At 71.2% G+C, this 15,401-nt stretch carries 16 protein-coding genes; 10 read left to right on the forward strand and 6 right to left on the reverse strand.

The features are described from left to right. Positions 1-108: 108 nt before the first annotated feature. From GFH48_RS30315 to GFH48_RS30330, 4 genes are all read left to right on the forward strand, one after another. Positions 109-717, forward strand: coding sequence for a DUF1349 domain-containing protein (locus tag GFH48_RS30315; protein WP_153291286.1), 609 nt, complete (start codon positions 109-111; stop codon positions 715-717). 109 nt (positions 718-826) lie between these two features. Beyond that, a complete protein-coding gene (locus tag GFH48_RS30320; protein ID WP_407698726.1) occupies positions 827-1,330 on the forward strand; it encodes a GNAT family N-acetyltransferase in 504 nt (167 codons plus the stop codon). Positions 1,331-1,417: 87 nt separating this feature from the next. Beyond that, entirely contained in the window at positions 1,418-2,137 is a 720-nt protein-coding gene (locus tag GFH48_RS30325) for a DsbA family oxidoreductase (protein ID WP_153291287.1), read from the forward strand. A gap of 97 nt (positions 2,138-2,234) precedes the next feature. Then, the gene (locus GFH48_RS30330; RefSeq protein ID WP_153291288.1) at positions 2,235-3,284 is read left to right on the forward strand and encodes an aminotransferase class V-fold PLP-dependent enzyme; all 1,050 of its coding nucleotides are present in this window, start codon (positions 2,235-2,237) and stop codon (positions 3,282-3,284) included. A gap of 188 nt (positions 3,285-3,472) precedes the next feature. On the opposite strand, the gene thpD is transcribed toward GFH48_RS30330, so the two are convergent. From thpD to GFH48_RS30355, 5 genes are all read right to left on the reverse strand, one after another. Beyond that, positions 3,473-4,360: an ectoine hydroxylase gene (thpD, locus tag GFH48_RS30335; protein WP_153291289.1), complete on the reverse strand. Its 888-nt coding sequence runs from the start codon at positions 4,358-4,360 to the stop codon at positions 3,473-3,475. Positions 4,361-4,367: 7 nt separating this feature from the next. Further along, positions 4,368-4,766, reverse strand: a complete 399-nt coding sequence (locus GFH48_RS30340) for an ectoine synthase (RefSeq protein WP_153291290.1) — start codon at positions 4,764-4,766, stop codon at positions 4,368-4,370. Between the two features lie 52 nt (positions 4,767-4,818). Next, positions 4,819-6,090: a diaminobutyrate--2-oxoglutarate transaminase gene (gene ectB, locus GFH48_RS30345; protein ID WP_153291291.1), complete on the reverse strand. Its 1,272-nt coding sequence runs from the start codon at positions 6,088-6,090 to the stop codon at positions 4,819-4,821. Between the two features lie 29 nt (positions 6,091-6,119). Next, positions 6,120-6,677, reverse strand: a complete 558-nt coding sequence (ectA, locus tag GFH48_RS30350; RefSeq protein WP_153291292.1) for a diaminobutyrate acetyltransferase — start codon at positions 6,675-6,677, stop codon at positions 6,120-6,122. 411 nt (positions 6,678-7,088) lie between these two features. Beyond that, the gene (locus GFH48_RS30355) at positions 7,089-7,760 is read right to left on the reverse strand and encodes a DUF4097 family beta strand repeat-containing protein (protein WP_153291293.1); all 672 of its coding nucleotides are present in this window, start codon (positions 7,758-7,760) and stop codon (positions 7,089-7,091) included. Between the two features lie 241 nt (positions 7,761-8,001). Here GFH48_RS30355 and GFH48_RS30360 point away from each other — a divergent pair, with 241 nt between their 5' ends. Next, a complete protein-coding gene (locus GFH48_RS30360) occupies positions 8,002-8,814 on the forward strand; it encodes a GbsR/MarR family transcriptional regulator (protein WP_153291294.1) in 813 nt (270 codons plus the stop codon). 339 nt (positions 8,815-9,153) lie between these two features. Here the strand turns inward: GFH48_RS30360 and GFH48_RS30365 are convergent, their stop codons facing one another. Further along, the gene (locus GFH48_RS30365) at positions 9,154-10,284 is read right to left on the reverse strand and encodes a pyridoxal-phosphate-dependent aminotransferase family protein (RefSeq protein ID WP_228121027.1); all 1,131 of its coding nucleotides are present in this window, start codon (positions 10,282-10,284) and stop codon (positions 9,154-9,156) included. A 305-nt stretch (positions 10,285-10,589) separates the two neighbouring features. On the opposite strand from GFH48_RS30365, the gene GFH48_RS30370 reads away from it, so the two are divergent. From GFH48_RS30370 to GFH48_RS30390, 5 genes are all read left to right on the forward strand, one after another. Continuing rightward, on the forward strand, positions 10,590-11,435 hold the full coding sequence (locus tag GFH48_RS30370; RefSeq protein ID WP_153291295.1) for a transporter substrate-binding domain-containing protein: 846 nt from the start codon (positions 10,590-10,592) through the stop codon (positions 11,433-11,435). Then, on the forward strand, positions 11,432-12,265 hold the full coding sequence (locus GFH48_RS30375; RefSeq protein ID WP_153291296.1) for an amino acid ABC transporter permease: 834 nt from the start codon (positions 11,432-11,434) through the stop codon (positions 12,263-12,265). The genes GFH48_RS30370 and GFH48_RS30375 overlap by 4 nt, the downstream gene beginning before the upstream one ends. Further along, on the forward strand, positions 12,262-13,074 hold the full coding sequence (locus GFH48_RS30380; RefSeq protein WP_153291297.1) for an amino acid ABC transporter ATP-binding protein: 813 nt from the start codon (positions 12,262-12,264) through the stop codon (positions 13,072-13,074). Before GFH48_RS30375 ends, GFH48_RS30380 begins: the two co-directional genes overlap by 4 nt. A 10-nt stretch (positions 13,075-13,084) precedes the next feature. Then, a complete protein-coding gene (locus tag GFH48_RS30385; protein WP_153291298.1) occupies positions 13,085-14,176 on the forward strand; it encodes an amidohydrolase family protein in 1,092 nt (363 codons plus the stop codon). 189 nt (positions 14,177-14,365) lie between these two features. Further along, a complete protein-coding gene (locus GFH48_RS30390; RefSeq protein ID WP_153291299.1) occupies positions 14,366-15,322 on the forward strand; it encodes an SCO1860 family LAETG-anchored protein in 957 nt (318 codons plus the stop codon). Positions 15,323-15,401 lie beyond the last annotated feature (79 nt).

Consider the following 15,401-nt stretch of genomic DNA (forward strand, 5'->3'; position numbering starts at 1 on the left):
GGACGAGGCGCACCCGGGCCCGCGGGGCCGCGGGCCCGACCCGGCCGGTCGGCGGGCCCGGGTGCGCCCCGTTCGGGCGCGCCGCGGTGGACCTGGGAGACTTGGCGGATGGACCTGGAACTTCCTGAACTTCCCTTCCCCCTGCGCACGTACGGCCCGGACGGACACTGGTCCTACGAGGACGGGGTGCTCGCGGGCTGGGCCGGCGGCCGCCAGGACCGTTTCGTGCCGCCCACGGGCGAGGCCCTGGACCCCGCCTCGGACGCGCCCCGGCTGCTCGGCGCCCCCGAGGGGGACTTCCAGCTGATCGCCCGGGTCACGGTCGGCTTCGGGGCCTCCTTCGACGCGGGCGTGCTCTACGTCCACGTGGGGGAGCGGGCCTGGGCGAAACTCTGCCTGGAGTACTCCCCGGATGTGCCGACCGTCTGCACGGTGGTCACCCGGGGTCATTCCGACGATGCCAACTCCTTCTCCGTGAACGGCAGTTCCGTCTGGCTGCGAATCAGCAGGACCGGCCGCGCCTTCGCCTTCCACGCCTCCCGCAACGGAACGAAGTGGACCTTCATCCGGCTCTTCACGCTGGGCGACGAGAAGGAGACGTCCGACGCGCTGGTCGGCTTCATGACGCAGTCCCCGATGGGGGAGGGGTGCGTGGTCACGTACGACGGCATCGAGTTCCGCCCGAACTGGCCCCAGGACCTGAGGGACGGCAGCTGACCGTCGGGAGCCCGTCGGGAGCGCGCACCTGCGTGGCGGGAGCGCGGTGCCGCGTCCGGCCCGGTCCGGCCGGAACCGGAACCCCCGCCACCACGTCCTCCGCTGCGTGATCAGAACGCACCGCACCGCCGGCTCCCTCGTGATCAGGACCGCGCTGGCCGGCGAGGCCGCCGCCATCGCCGATCTGCATGTCCGCGCCCGCGCCACCTACTACCCGGACGGCCTGCCCGAGGACGGTCTCGACTGGCCGGCGCGCTGGCGCGGCGCCATCGAGCGCCCGGACACCCATGTGCTGTGCGCGGTGCGCGACGGCCGCCTGGCCGGCATCGCCTCCTTCCGTACGGACGAGGGCGCGCCCGCCGACTCCGTGAAGCTCTTCCAGTTCCATGTCGCCCCCGACCGCTGGCGCCAGGGCATCGGTACCTCCCTGCACGCGGCCTGCGTGGAGGAGTGGCAGGCCGACGGGATGCGGACGGCCACCCTCGACGTGCACGCCGGCAACGCACGCGCGCAGGGCTTCTACGCCCGCCGGGGCTGGTTCCCGGACCCGGAGAACCCGCCGGCCGAGGGCGACCACCACCTCTTCCTGCGGTACACCGTGCCCGGGGAATGAACCCGGCCGCCTGAACGTTTCCGCACGAGGACCCGCGGAGGGTGCCGCCGTATCCCCGTACCCGTACGACCTGGAGAGAGCCGAGACATGCGCGTCGAGATCTGGAGCGACATCGCCTGCCCCTGGTGCTACGTGGGAAAGGCGCGCTTCGAGAAGGCGCTCGACGCCTTCCCGCACCGCGACGAGGTCGAAGTGGTGCACCGCTCCTTCGAGCTCGACCCGGGCCGTGCCAAGGGTGACGTCCAGCCGGTCCTCGCGATGCTCACCAAGAAGTACGGCATGAGCGAGGCGCAGGCGCAGGCCGGCGAGGAGAACCTGGGCGCGCAGGCCGCCGCCGAGGGCCTCGCCTACCGCACCCGGGACCGCGACCACGGCAACACCTTCGACATGCACCGCCTCCTGCACTTCGCCAAGGAGCAGGGCCGGCAGGACGAGCTGATCGGCGCCCTGTACCGGGCGAACTTCGCCGAGGAGCGGACCGTCTTCGGTGACGAGGAGCGGCTCGTCGAGCTGGCCGTCGCCGCCGGACTCGACGCCGACGCGGCCCGCGCGGTCCTCGCCGACCCGCGGGCGTACGCCGACGACGTGCGCGCCGACGAGCGCGAGGCGGCCGAGCTGGGCGCGAACGGCGTACCGTTCTTCGTCCTCGACCGCAAGTACGGTGTCTCCGGCGCCCAGCCCGCCGAGGTGTTCACACAGGCGCTGACCCAGGCCTGGGGCGAGCGTCCGCCACTGCGGCTGATCCAGCAGGGCTCCGCCGACGCGGAGGTCTGCGGCCCGGACGGATGCGCCGTGCCGCAGCAGTGAAAAGCCCTGGTCGGGGGGCTTGCATAAGCGGTCGTTGGGGGAACCGGAAAGAAGTCCGCAATGGACGGGGGGTTCCCGGAGCCGCAGAGTAGGTCCCATGGAGACCTTCGAGAGCCTCGTACGCGCCGAGTTCGCCCCGAAGAACACCTATCTGAACACCGCGAGCACCGGACTGCTGCCGGTCCGCGCGGTGGAGGCGATGCGTACCGCCGTCGCGTCCGTCGCCGCCGGACGGCCCGCGGACATGTTCGCGGACGTCGAGGCCGCCCGCGCGTCGTTCGCGCGGCTGGCCGGAGTCCCGGCGGCCCGGGTGGCGGCCGGGGCGTCGGTCGCCGTCTACAGCGGACTGATCGCCGCCGCGCTGCCGGCCGGCGCCGAAGTACTCACCGCCGAGGCCGACTTCAGCTCCGTGGTGAACCCCTTCCACGTCCGCGGCGACCTCAAGGTGCGCGCCGTACCGCTGGAGCGGCTCGCCGAGTCCGTACGACCCGGCACCGCACTCGTCGCGGTCAGCGCGGCGCAGTCCGCCGACGGCCGGGTCGCGGACCTGGCGGCGATCCGGGAGGCCGCCCGGACCCACGGCGCGCGGACGTACGTCGACGCGTCCCAGGCGGCCGGCTGGCTGCCGCTGACGGCGGGCGCCTACGACTACGTCTCCTCCGTCGCCTTCAAGTGGCTGGTCTGCCCCCGGGGCGTCGCGTTCCTCGTCGTCCCGGAAGACTTCGGCGGGCTCACCGCGCTGTTCGCCGGCTGGGTCGCGGGGGAGGCGCCCTGGGACAGCTGCTACGGACCGGTCGAGGAACTCGCCCACTCGGCACGGCGGTTCGACGAGAGTCCCAGCCTCTTCTCGTACGCGGGGGCCCGCCATTCGCTGGAGCTCCTCGAGCAGCTGGGGGTGGAGCGCGTACGCACCCACGACCTGGGCCTCGCCGACCGGTTCCGCGCCGGGCTGCGGGAGCTCGGCCACGAACCGGTGCCCGCGCCCGGCTCGCCGATCGTCTCCGTGCCCGGACTCGGGCGTCTGCAGCCGGAGTTGAGCGAGGCCGGGGTGGAGGTCTCCGACCGGGCGGGCAACCTGCGCGCCGCCTTCCACCTGTACAACACACCCGCCGACGTCGACCGGCTGCTGGACGCTCTGCGTCCCTGAGCCCCGGGGGGCTGCCGGCCCGCGCTCCCGTACCGGGGTGCGGGAAGGCGGCCCGGGGCGCCGCCTTCCCGCACCCCGGTACGGGAAGGCGGCGCCCCGGGCCGCCGTGATCGGCGGGCCGGGGCGGTCCGTGCTCCGCGCACTCAGCGCACGAGGCGGTCCGTGCTCAACGCACGGGCGGTCCGTGGTCAGCGCACGGGGGTGAAGTCGCGGGCGCCGATGAAGTCGGGCCTGCGCACCGGCGCCGCGAAGGGCTCCACCGCCGCGTTCTCCACGCTGTTGAACACGATGAAGACGTTGCTGCGCGGGAACGGGGTGATGTTGTCGCCCGAGCCGTGCATGCAGTTGCAGTCGAACCAGGTCGCCGAACCGGCCCGGCCCGTGAAGAGCTTGATGCCGTGCCGGGTGGCGAAGCCGGTGAGCGCCTCGTCGGACGGCGTACCCGCGTCCTGCATCTGAAGCGACTGCTTGTAGTTGTCCTTCGGGGTGGACCCCGCACAGCCGAGGAACGTCCGGTGCGACCCCGGCATGATCATGAGACCGCCGTTGGTGTCGTAGTTCTCGGTCAGCGCGATCGACACGGACACCGTGCGCATGTTCGGCAGCCCGTCCTCGGCGTGCCAGGTCTCGAAGTCCGAGTGCCAGTAGAACCCGCTGGCCCCGAAGCCCGGCTTGACGTTGATCCGCGACTGGTGGACGTAGACGTCCGAGCCGAGGATCTGCCGGGCCCGCCCGACCACGCGCTCGTCGCGGACGAGACGGGCGAAGATCTCGCTGATCCGGTGCACCTCGAAGACGGACCGGATCTCCAGCGACTTCGGCTCGACGATCGAGCGTTCGTCCGCGCGGATCGCGGGATCGGTGACGATCCGCTCCAGCTCCTGCCGGTACACGGCGACCTCGTCCTCGTCGAGGAGCTCCTCGACGGGGAGGAAGCCGTCGCGCTCGTACGCGAGCAGCTCGGAGCCGGTGATCGGGCCGGGCGCGTCCGGCGCACCCCACAGGACGGGGTCCTGGCGGGGTACGGACACCTCGGTGGCGCCGCGGCTGGGGTAGAGATCGGTGAGGGTGGTCATGGGCGTTTCACACCTCCTCGGTGAGCAGCGGGTAGACGCCGTTCTCGTCGTGGTCCTCGCGCCCGGTGACGGGCGGGTTGAAGACGCAGATGCAGCGGAAGTCCTCCTTGATCCGCATCGTGTGCCTCTCGTGCCCGTCGAGGAGGTACATGGTGCCGGGTGTGATCGTGTACGTGAACCCGGTCTCGTCGTCGGTGAGTTCGGCCTCGCCCTCGACGCAGACGACGGCCTCGATGTGGTTGGCGTACCACATCGACGTCTCCGTGCCCGCGTACAGGATCGTCTCGTGCACGGAGAAGCCGACCTTCTCCTTGGCGAGGACGATGCGCTTGCTCTCCCAGGTGCCCGAGGCCGACTTCACGTGCCGGTCGGTGCCTTCGATGTCCTTGAACGAACGGACTATCACGATGCTGCGATGCCTCTCTCTCGTGGCTCGGGTGCGGGGTTCGGGGTGGGTCTCAGAGGGTCTCGCGCACGGCGCGGGCGAGGGTGCGCAGGCCTTCGTCGAGTTCCTCGGGGGTGATGGTGAGTGCCGGGAGGAGTTTCACGACCTCGCTCTCCGGCCCCGACGTCTCGATGAGCAGCCCGAGTTCGAAGGCGCGCTGCGCGACGCGTCCCGCGCGTGCCTTCTCGTGGAACTCCAGCCCCCAGACGAGCCCGCGCCCCCGGTACTCCCGGACGTCGGCGAGATTCTCCTCGGTGATGGAGATCAGGCCCTGCTCGATCTGCTCGCCGCGGGCACGGGTCTGCTTCTCCATGGCGGAGCCGTCCGACCAGTACGTCTCCAGGGTCGCGGCGGCCGTCACGAACGCGGGGTTGTTGCCGCGGAAGGTGCCGTTGTGCTCGCCGGGCTCCCAGATGTCCAGTTCGGGCTTGAACAGGCACAGCGACATGGGCAGGCCGTAGCCGCTGATGGACTTGGACACGGTCACGATGTCGGGCACGATCCCCGCCTCCTCGAAGGAGAAGAACGCCCCCGTCCGTCCGCAGCCCATCTGGATGTCGTCGACGATCAGCAGCATGTCCCGCCGCCTGCACAGGTCGGCGAGGGCGCGCAGCCACTCGGGCCGGGCGACGTTGATGCCGCCCTCGCCCTGGACGGTCTCCACGATGACCGCGGCGGGCTGGTTGAGGCCGGACCCCTGGTCCTCCAGCAGGCGTTCGAACCAGAGGAAGTCCGGCACCTGGCCGTCGAAGTAGTTGTCGAACGGCATCGGGGTGCCGTGCACGAGCGGCACCCCGGCGCCCGCGCGCTTGAAGGCGTTGCCGGTGACGGCGAGCGATCCGAGCGACATCCCGTGGAAGGCGTTGGTGAAGGACACGATCGCCTCGCGCCCCTTCACCTTCCGCGCCAGCTTCAGCGCTGACTCCACGGCGTTGGTGCCGGTGGGGCCCGGGAACATCACCTTGTACGGCAGGTCACGCGGGCGCAGCACGAGGTTCTGGAAGGCCTCGAGGAACGCGCGTTTGGCGGTCGTCGACATGTCGAGACCGTGGGTGACGCCGTCGCGTTCCAGGTAGTCGATCAGGGCCCGTTTGAGTACCGGGTTGTTGTGCCCGTAGTTGAGGGAACCGGCGCCGGCGAAGAAGTCGAGGTACGCGTGTCCGTCCTCGTCGTACATCCGGCTGCCCTGCGCCCGGTCGAAGACGGTGGGCCAGTTGCGGCAGTAGCTGCGCACCTCCGACTCCAGGGTCTCGAAGACGCTCAGGTCGGGCGGGGTGATGGTCACGGCGGAATCGCTCCTCGGTGCGTGGGGGGTCAGAGGGAGAGGGGACCGATGCGGTACAGGACTTCGGGGTCGTGGGGCCCGTCGGGGCTGTGCGGGAAGTGCCCCGACCCGAACAGCACCTCGCGCTCGACACTCGCGCCGTGGCGGGCGGCGTACGAGGTGAAGAGGCGCTCGGAGGCGATGTTGCCGGGCGTGATGGTGGTCTCGACCCCGCTGATCGTCCGCTCCCGGGCGACCCGCGCGGTCAGTCCGTCGAGCAGGGCCGCGGCCAGTCCGCGTCCGCGGTGCGAGGCGTCGACGGCGACCTGCCAGACGAGCAGGGTGTCCGGGCGCTCGGGCCGGACGTACCCGGTGACGAAACCGACGGGGAGCCCCTCCGGGTCCGCCGTGTCGCGTGCGACCACCGAGGTGCCGGCGAAGTCGCGGCACCACAGCAGATAGCTGTACGAGGAGTTCAGGTCGAGGGTCTCGGAGTCCTTGGCGATGCGCCAGAGGGCGGCCCCGTCGGCCACCTCCGGACGGTCGATCCGAAGGCCTTCCGGCATTTCCAGGAATTCCGCTGGCAGGTCTGTCGGTGCGGCGGTCATGCGGCTTGAATTTACCGATGGAAATTCGAAAATGCATCGCCGAAGCGGGTTACGCGCGGAGTGATCGTGTGTTATCCCGCGCCGCTGTACGCCTGCTCAGCGGGTGCCTATAACAGTAGTTCTGTCCGTATATTAGGGGAGGAACCGGACGTCCTGTGGAGTGTGTCACAGCGATGTAATGGCCATGAGATCTGCCCGGATCATGTCGGTTGGCGTTCGCTAAATCTTTGCGTTTAGCGGCAGGGAAAGCGGGCAGAAGAATATGGGAGCCTACGCTGAATTGATATCCGAATAAGTGTATCGAATGCGTGGAGCGCCGACTCCGCGGATGTGTCGCGGGATTTCGCGCGCGAACGGGGCGGTGCGCGCCGACGGGTGTCGGCGCGCACCGCCCCGGGGGTGCTCCGTCTCTCAGAGGGCGCGGGCGGAGATGTCGCCGTAGGCGGTGGTCGCCCGGATGGTCAGGCCGGCTCCGGCGCCGGCGGTGTTCCGGAGAGCGTTGTGGATCCGGCCGTAGCCGGTGCCGGCGTCCAGGGACGCGGAGACTCCGTGGGCGGCGCCGACCGAGATCCCACCGTGCTCGGTGCGCAGTGTGACCGCGCCGCGCACGGCCTCGGTGACGCGGATGTCGCCCTTGCGGGTGCTGATCTGCGCGGGGCCGTTCAGCCGGCCGACGGAGACGTCACCGGCGAGGACGGTGAGGTGGGTGCTCCCGGCCTCGTCGAGCTCGACCGTGGCCTGCCCGCCTTCGAAGGTGACGTCACCGAGCCGTCCGACACCCCGGAGCTCGGCGCCGGCCGCCCTCGCCTCGACGCGGGAGCCGGCGGGCAGCCGGACCGTCACCTCGACGGATCCGGAAGCGCCGAGGATCCGGTTCTTCGCCGCCGCGGTCTCGATCCGCAGGACGCCGTCGCCGTAGGTGACCCCGGTCTGTTCCGCCGCCTCGACGTCGCGGCTCTTCGAGGCGTCCGCCGGCAGGATCTCGACCGTGGTGTCGGCCCGGTCGGCGGCGACGAGCCGGACGCGTCCCGCGGGGATGTCGAGGACGGCCGAGACGGGGGCGGGGGTGTCGAACTTCTGCATCGTGCTCTCCTTTTCCGCGGCGCGGGCTCATGTGGCTCGCTGTTTCCGTTGAGAGAAACGCTACGTTGCATTCAATGATCCGGCAACATTCTCGTTGCGCGTGTGGGTCGATATTGCAGGTGAGAGGCGATATTTCATTGCAATGACCTTGAGTCTAATGCAACAGCGAGTATCTTGCTCGTTGCAATGAAATGGGGGTGAACGCTATGGTGGAGGCACCACGGACCATAAGGAGACCGCGATGCCGGGAGGCAGACTCACCCAGCAGGAACGTCAGCAGGTCGCGCTGGGACTGGCCGACGGCCTCGCCTACGCGGAGATCGCCAGACGTCTCGACCGTCCGACCTCGACCATCACCCGGGAGGTCATGCGCAACGGCGGCCCGACCGCGTACCGCGCCGATCTCGCCCATCGCGCCACCGAGCGCCGCGCCCACCGCCGCAGGCAGGCCGCGCCGCAGGGGGCGGAGGCGCCCGCGCAGCCCCACGGGCGCGATGCCGAGGCGGTGCGCGAGTACGAGGAGACGTTCACCACCGTGATCATGCAGTCGGGCATGTCCAAGATGATGTCCCGCGTGCTGGCCTGCCTCTGCATCAGCGACGCGGGCAGTCTCACCGCGTCCGAACTCGTCCAGCGTCTCCAGGTCAGCCCGGCGTCCATCTCCAAGGCGATCGCGTTCCTGGAGAGCCAGGGCCTGGTCCGCAGGGAGCGCGACGAAAGCCGCCGCGAGCGGTACATCGTCGACGACGACATCTGGTACCGGTCGATGATGGCCAGCGCCCGGTCCACCGCCCAACTCGTCGAGACCACACGGCAAGGCGTCGTCGTCCTGGGCCCGGGCACCCCGGCCGCCGTCCGCCTCGAGAACATCGCCCGCTTCCTCGACTTCGTCTCCGAGAGCATCGCGCGCGCCGCCGAACAGGCCCGCGACATCCTCCACGTGAAACCCGGACCGGCCACCGGGCAGGCGGGCCGCCCGGTGCCCGAGGACGGGGCCGGGCGGACGGCAGGAGGGGCCGCGGGCGAACCCCCGAAGGGTGAGGGCGAAGGGTAGCTGCGGCGGGGCCGGGAGCGGGCGGTCGGGCCAGGTCGGGCCGAGGGCCGCGATCCGGAAGCGGAGGGTCAGGGGGCCGGGGGGCCGGGCCGACGGTCGGGGAAGCCGGGAGACAGGCGTCAGGTGAGGGGAGCCGGGAGCCGGGTCAAGGACCAGGGGGTCGGGAACCGGGCGGCGGGCAAGGAGAGCCGGGAGCCGGGCCGGGGATCAGGGGAGTCGTGAGACGGGCGCCGGGCGCGGGGAGCCGGGCGGAGGGCCGGCCGACGTTCGCCCGGTTCCCCGTTCCGGCTCCCGGCGTGCGCCCGGCGTGGGCGCGGCTCCCGGTCTCCTGCTCCAGGTTCACCCCCGGCCGCCCCACGCCTCCGTCACCGCACGCCGGGCCCCCTCCAGGTCCACCGCGTGTCCGGACTCGGCCAGAGCGGCGCCGACGGCGGCGAGGCACGAGTGCACGACGTCCCGCGTCGCGTCCGGACCGTAGTGGTTGACGCGGATCATCTCCTTCGCCAGCGCACCCCCGCCCGCGGCCAGCGGCAGCACCGGGTCCGCCGCCAGCGCCCTGGCGACGAGCACCGTCGCGTCGGCCCCGGCCGGCACCCGCAGGGTCGTCGCGACCGGCGCCGCGTCCCCCGCCCGGTGCACGAACGGCTCCAGCCCCCCGCCGAGAGCCACCGCCCCCGCCCGGGTCGCCGCCGCGGCCGAGGCGTGCCGGTCCATCACCGCGTCGAGCCCCTCACCCTCGATCCGCTCGACACACGCCTCCAGCGCCAGCATCTCCAGCTGTGCCGGCGCATGGAGCAACGCCTTGCGCCCGCCGTCGACCCACCGCTCCTTCCAGTCCAGCAAGGACAGGTAGGACCGCCGGGGTGCTCCGGGATTGGCCGCCATCCGCGCCCACGCCCGCTCGCTCACGGACACGGCGGAGACACCGGCCGGCCCGCCCATCGCCTTCTGCGCGCCGATCACGCACAGGTCGACGCCCCACGCGTCCGGCAGCACCGGTTCCGCGCCGATCGACGCGACGGCGTCCAGGTAGAACAGCGCGCCGTGCTCGCGCACCACCTCGCCGATCTCCGCGACGGGGTTCGTGTTGCCGGTCGCGGCCTCCGCGTGCACCAGGGAGACGAAGTCGATCGACGGGTGCTCGGCGAAGGCGGCACGCACCTGCGCGGCCGTCACCGCGGTGTGGAACGTCACCGCGATGTCGATGACCGTGGCCCCGCAGTCCCGCAGCCAGTCCCCGAAGGTCTGCCCGTACGGTCCGGTGATCACGTTGAGCGCGGTCGTGCCGGGCCCGGCGGTGCCCCGGATCGCCCCCTCCAGCGGCAGCAGCGCCTCGCCCTGTGTGATCACGACGTCCTGCTCGGTGGAGAGCAGCCGTGCCACGCGGTCCTCGATCGACGCGAAGTGCGCGGCGCTCAGCGGGGCGAGGTCCAGGAAGGGGTGGGTCACGGCGTTGCTCTCTTCGCTCACGGGTTCCAATGCGCAGTTCCGAGCGTATCCGGCACCCCCGGACCGCCTGAGCGCGGGCGGTAGCGCCCGTGGCGCCCGTGGCGCGTGTGTACGCGGGGGCGCGGCGGGGCAGATGGGGACGGTGCCGACCGACTCCGCGGCGACCGTCGGACGGACGGACGGCCGGACGCGGGTGCGTCATCGACATGGACACCATGGCGGGCATGACTTCCGAGGTCGAACCGCGCGAGAACCATCGGATTGGTTTGAGTAAGTCAAACTTCTCCTTATAATCGGAACTCTCAATTCCCCCACAGGAGGTCTCCGTGAACTCGGTACCCGGACGACGGACGCGCATGCTGGCCGCCACCACCGCGACGGCCGGGCTGCTGCTCGTGGCCGGGTGTTCGTCAGGTTCAGGGGGCGGGACCACCGCCCACGGGGTTCCCCTGGTGAAGGCGGGGCAGCTCACGACGTGCACCCACCTCCCGTACCCGCCGTTCCAGTCGGAGATCGGCGGCAAGGTGCAGGGCTTCGACGTCTCGCTGATCGACCTGGTCGCCAAGGACCTCGGCGTGAAGCAGGCCATCGTCGACACGCCCTTCGAGAACTTCAAGACGGGCGCGTTCCTCAACTCCGGCCAGTGCGACCTCGCCGCGGCCGGCATGACGATCACCCCGGAGCGCAAGAAGAACGTCGACTTCTCGGACCCGTACTTCGAGGCCACCCAGGCCGTCCTGGTGGACAAGAAGAGCGGCATCGACTCCCTCGCGGGTCTGAAGGCCAAGGGCAAGAAGCTCGGCGCCCAGGCGCAGACCACCGGCGAGGACTACGCGCGGAAGCAGGGCTTCGACCCGGTCTCCTTCGAGTCCTCCGACGCGGTGCTCAACGGTCTGCGCACCGGTCAGGTCCAGGCCGTCATCATCGACTACCCGGTCGTCCAGGGCTGGCTGAAGGACAAGGCCAACGCCGGCGCCTTCAAGGTGGTGGACAACCTCAACACCGGTGAGCAGTACGGCTTCACGGTGAAGAAGGGCAACACCAAGCTCGTCGACGCGGTCAACGCGGCGATCAAGGGCGCGAAGGCGGACGGTACGTACAAGAAGCTGTACGAGAAGTGGATCGGCCCCTACGACGAGAGCGCCGCCACGGCCTCCCCGTCCGCCTCATGAGGGACGGCGACGCACAGGTACGGCCCCGCGGGAGCGGACTGACCCGGCGGCGCAAGCGCGCGCTCTCGCGAGGCGCCCAGTACGTCGTCTTCGTCGCGGCCGTGATCGCCTTCGCCGTCACGGCCGACTGGGGACGCCTGAAGAACCAGTTCGCCCAGTGGGACCTGGTCCGGCAGATGTTCCCGGACGTCATCACGCTGGCGCTGAAGAACACCGTGCTCTACACGATGTCCGGCTTCGTCGTCGGTCTCGTGCTCGGCATGGTCATCGCCCTCATGCGGCTGTCCCCGGTGGGCCCCTACCGCTGGGTCGCCGGCATCTACATCGAGATCTTCCGGGGCCTGCCCGCCCTGCTGATCTTCGTGTTCGTCGGTGTCGCCGTGCCGCTCGCCTTCCCGGGCACACAGATCCCCGGCGGTACGTACGGCAAGGTGGCGCTGGCGCTCGGCCTGGTCTCGGCCGCGTACATGGCCGAGACGATCCGCGCGGGCATCCAGGCGGTCCCCAAGGGCCAGATGGAAGCGGCCCGTTCGCTGGGTTTCTCGCACGCGAGGGCCATGGTCTCGATCGTCGTCCCGCAGGCGTTCCGCATCGTGATCCCGCCGCTCACCAACGAACTCGTGCTCCTCTTCAAGGACTCGTCGCTGGTGCTCTTCCTCGGTGTCACGCTGGAGGAGCGCGAACTCACCAAGTTCGGGCGCGACCTGGCCAGCCAGACCGCCAACTCCACGCCGATCCTGGTCGCGGGCCTGTGCTATCTGCTGGTCACGATCCCGCTCGGCTTCGTCGTACGCCGTCTTGAGGCGAAGGCCGGGGAGGCCACCAAGTGAGCAGGCCCGAGATCCAAGTGAAGGACCTGCGCAAGTCCTTCGGTGACAACGAGGTGCTGCGCGGCATCGACCTGGAGATCGGCTCGGGCGAGGTCGTCTGCGTCATCGGGCCGTCCGGCTCCGGCAAGTCCACGCTGCTGCGCTGCGTGAACCTGCTGGAGGAACCCACCGGGGGCAGGGTTCTCGTCGGCGGTACGGAGGTCACGGACCCGGATGTCGACATCGACGCGGTGCGCCGCCGCATCGGCATGGTCTTCCAGCAGTTCAACCTCTTCCCGCACCTGTCGGTGACCGAGAACCTCACGCTGCCGCAGCGCCGCGTGCTCGGGCGGGACAAGGCGGAGGCGGCGAAGGTGGCCGCCGAGAACCTCGCGCGGGTGGGCCTGTCGGAGAAGGCGGACGCCTATCCCGCCTCGCTCTCCGGCGGTCAGCAGCAGCGCGTGGCGATCGCCCGCGCGCTCGCCATGGGCCCCGAGGTGATGCTCTTCGACGAGCCCACGTCCGCCCTGGACCCCGAACTCGTCGGTGACGTGCTCGCGGTGATGCGCAGGCTGGCGAACGAGGGCATGACGATGATGGTCGTCACCCACGAGATGACGTTCGCGCGCGAGGTCGCCGACCGGGTCGTCTTCATGGACGCCGGGGTGATCGTCGAGGACGGCACCCCCGAGCAGGTCATCGGCAACCCGGGCAACGAGCGCACCCGGCACTTCCTCTCCCGGCTGCTGGACCCCGCGATGGCGGACGTGGAGGAGGAGGGCCCCGGCCGCGCGGACCGGGTGGACCGGGGGGACCGCGGCCCGAACTAGGGTGCAGTCCATGAGTGATCACGCGGTGCTGCACGTGAAGGGGCGGGTGCTCGTCGGGCCCGACGAGGTCAGGGACGAACTCTGGGTCGTCGGTGGGAGGATCACCTACGAGCGCCCCGCCGGCGCCCGTGACGTCCGCACCGTCGCGGGCTGGGTGCTGCCCGGACTCGTCGACGCGCACTGCCACGTCGGACTCGACCAGCACGGGCCCGTTCCCGACGAGGTCTCGGAGAAGCAGGCGCTGGCCGACCGGGACGCGGGCACGCTGCTCGTCCGGGACGCGGGCTCGCCCTCCGACACCCGCTGGATCGACGACCGCGCCGACCTCCCGAAGATCATCCGTGCGGGCCGCCACATCGCCCGCACCCGCCGCTACATCCGCAACTACGCGCACGAGATCGAGCCGGAGGACCTGGTCGCGTACGTCGCCCGGGAGGCCCGGCGCGGTGACGGCTGGGTGAAACTGGTCGGCGACTGGATCGACCGCGGCACGGGCGACCTGAGCGCCTGCTGGCCCCGCGACGCCGTCGAGGCCGCGATCACCGAGGCCCACCGGCTGGGCGCCCGGGTCACCGCGCACTGCTTCGCGGAGGACTCCCTGCGCGACCTGGTCGAGGCCGGCATCGACTGCGTCGAGCACGCGACCGGGCTCACCGAGGACACCATCCCGCTGTTCGCCTCGCGCGGGGTCGCGATCGTCCCCACACTCGTGAACATCGCCACCTTCCCGCGGCTCGCCGACGGGGGAGACGCCAAGTTCCCGCGCTGGTCCGCGCACATGCGCCGCCTCCACGAGCGGCGGTACGACACCGTGCGCGCCGCGTACGACGCCGGAATCCCGGTCTACGTCGGTACGGACGCGGGCGGCACGCTTCCGCACGGACTGGTCGCGGGCGAGGTCGCCGAGCTGGTGACCGCGGGCATCCCGAGGGTCGAGGCGCTCTCCGCGACGACCTGGGGCGCCCGGCGGTGGCTCGGCAGGCCGGGGCTCGACGAGGGGGCGCCGGCGGACCTGGTGGTGTACGAGGGGGATCCGCGCGCGGACCTACGGGTGCTGGGCGCTCCGCGTCTGGTGGTGCTGAACGGGCGGCCGGTCGGATAACGCGTGGCGACCCGGGTGTTCGGGGTGGCGCACCGGGCCGTGGGACGCCGGGCGATTCCCGTGCCGTGGGATTCGAATGGATTCACGGATGCGCCACGTTGGAGTGAAGTCACGTCAGGTTGCCGCCCGTTCACTCTTAGTACGTAATTCTTTCCGGGTCCCAAGCTTTCTCTCCTGGGGGTCCCACCCTTGAACACCGACTACTTCCGCATGCCCGCACGCCGGTTCACCGCGACCGCGGCGGCCACCGTCCTCGCCGCCGCTCCGGTGGTGCTGGCCGGTGCGGGCTCCGCGCACGCCACCGGCTCGCAGGGCCGGGCGAGCGCCGTCGTCCTGCGCACCGGGCTCGACGTGTCCCTGCTCAACAAGACGGTGAACGTCCCGCTCGCCGTCTCCCTCAACGAGGTGCAGGCGCCGCGGAGCGCCGAACGCACCGCGCTGACAGCCCGGTTGGACGGGGTCGCCGGTGGCCGGCCCTTCAGTGTGCTGAGCGCGGACGCCGCCACCGCGAAGGCGACGGTGACGCCGACGAAGGCCGAGGCGTCCACGAACCTCGCGCACGCCAGGATCCATGTCCCCGGACTCCCGCTGCTCGCCCTCGTCGAGCTCTCCCAGGTCACCTCCAAGGCGACCTGCGAGGCGGGCCGCAAGCCGGTCGCCTCGACGAACGTGCCGGGCGCGGTGACGGTCCTCGGCAAGAAGGTCACCGTCACGGCGGGCGGCCCGACCGAGGTGAAGGTACCGGGGGTCGGCGACGTCCGTATCGACTTCGCCAAGGCGCAGACCTCGTCGCGGACGGCGGCCGCGTCCGCGCTCGTCCTGAAGGTGTCCATCAACCCGTTGAAGCTGAACGTGGCCGAGGTGGAGGGGACGCTGACCCTCGCGGGCGTCACGTGCGCGGCTCCGGCCGCGCCGGTGCGGGAGACGGGCGGCGGGGCGCCCGTGTCCGAGGTGACGCCGCAGGGGGCGCCCGCGAAGGAGGCGGCGCCGGCGAAGGCGCCCGCGGAGGCGCCCGCGAAGACGGAGGCGGGGCTGGCCGAGACCGGGGGGTCGTCGTCCACGCCGTACATCGTGGGGAGTGGGGTGGTGCTGTTGGCCGCGGGTGCGGGGGCGGTGGCCCTGGGACGACGCCGTACCCGGCCCTGACGCGGGGTTCTCTCGCCGGGTGCGGGTTGGTGGGGGCCGGTCGCACAGTTCCCCGCGCTCCTGAGGGACGGGGCTGCGC

The organism is Streptomyces fagopyri, from assembly GCF_009498275.1.
GTDB lineage: Bacteria > Actinomycetota > Actinomycetes > Streptomycetales > Streptomycetaceae > Streptomyces > Streptomyces fagopyri.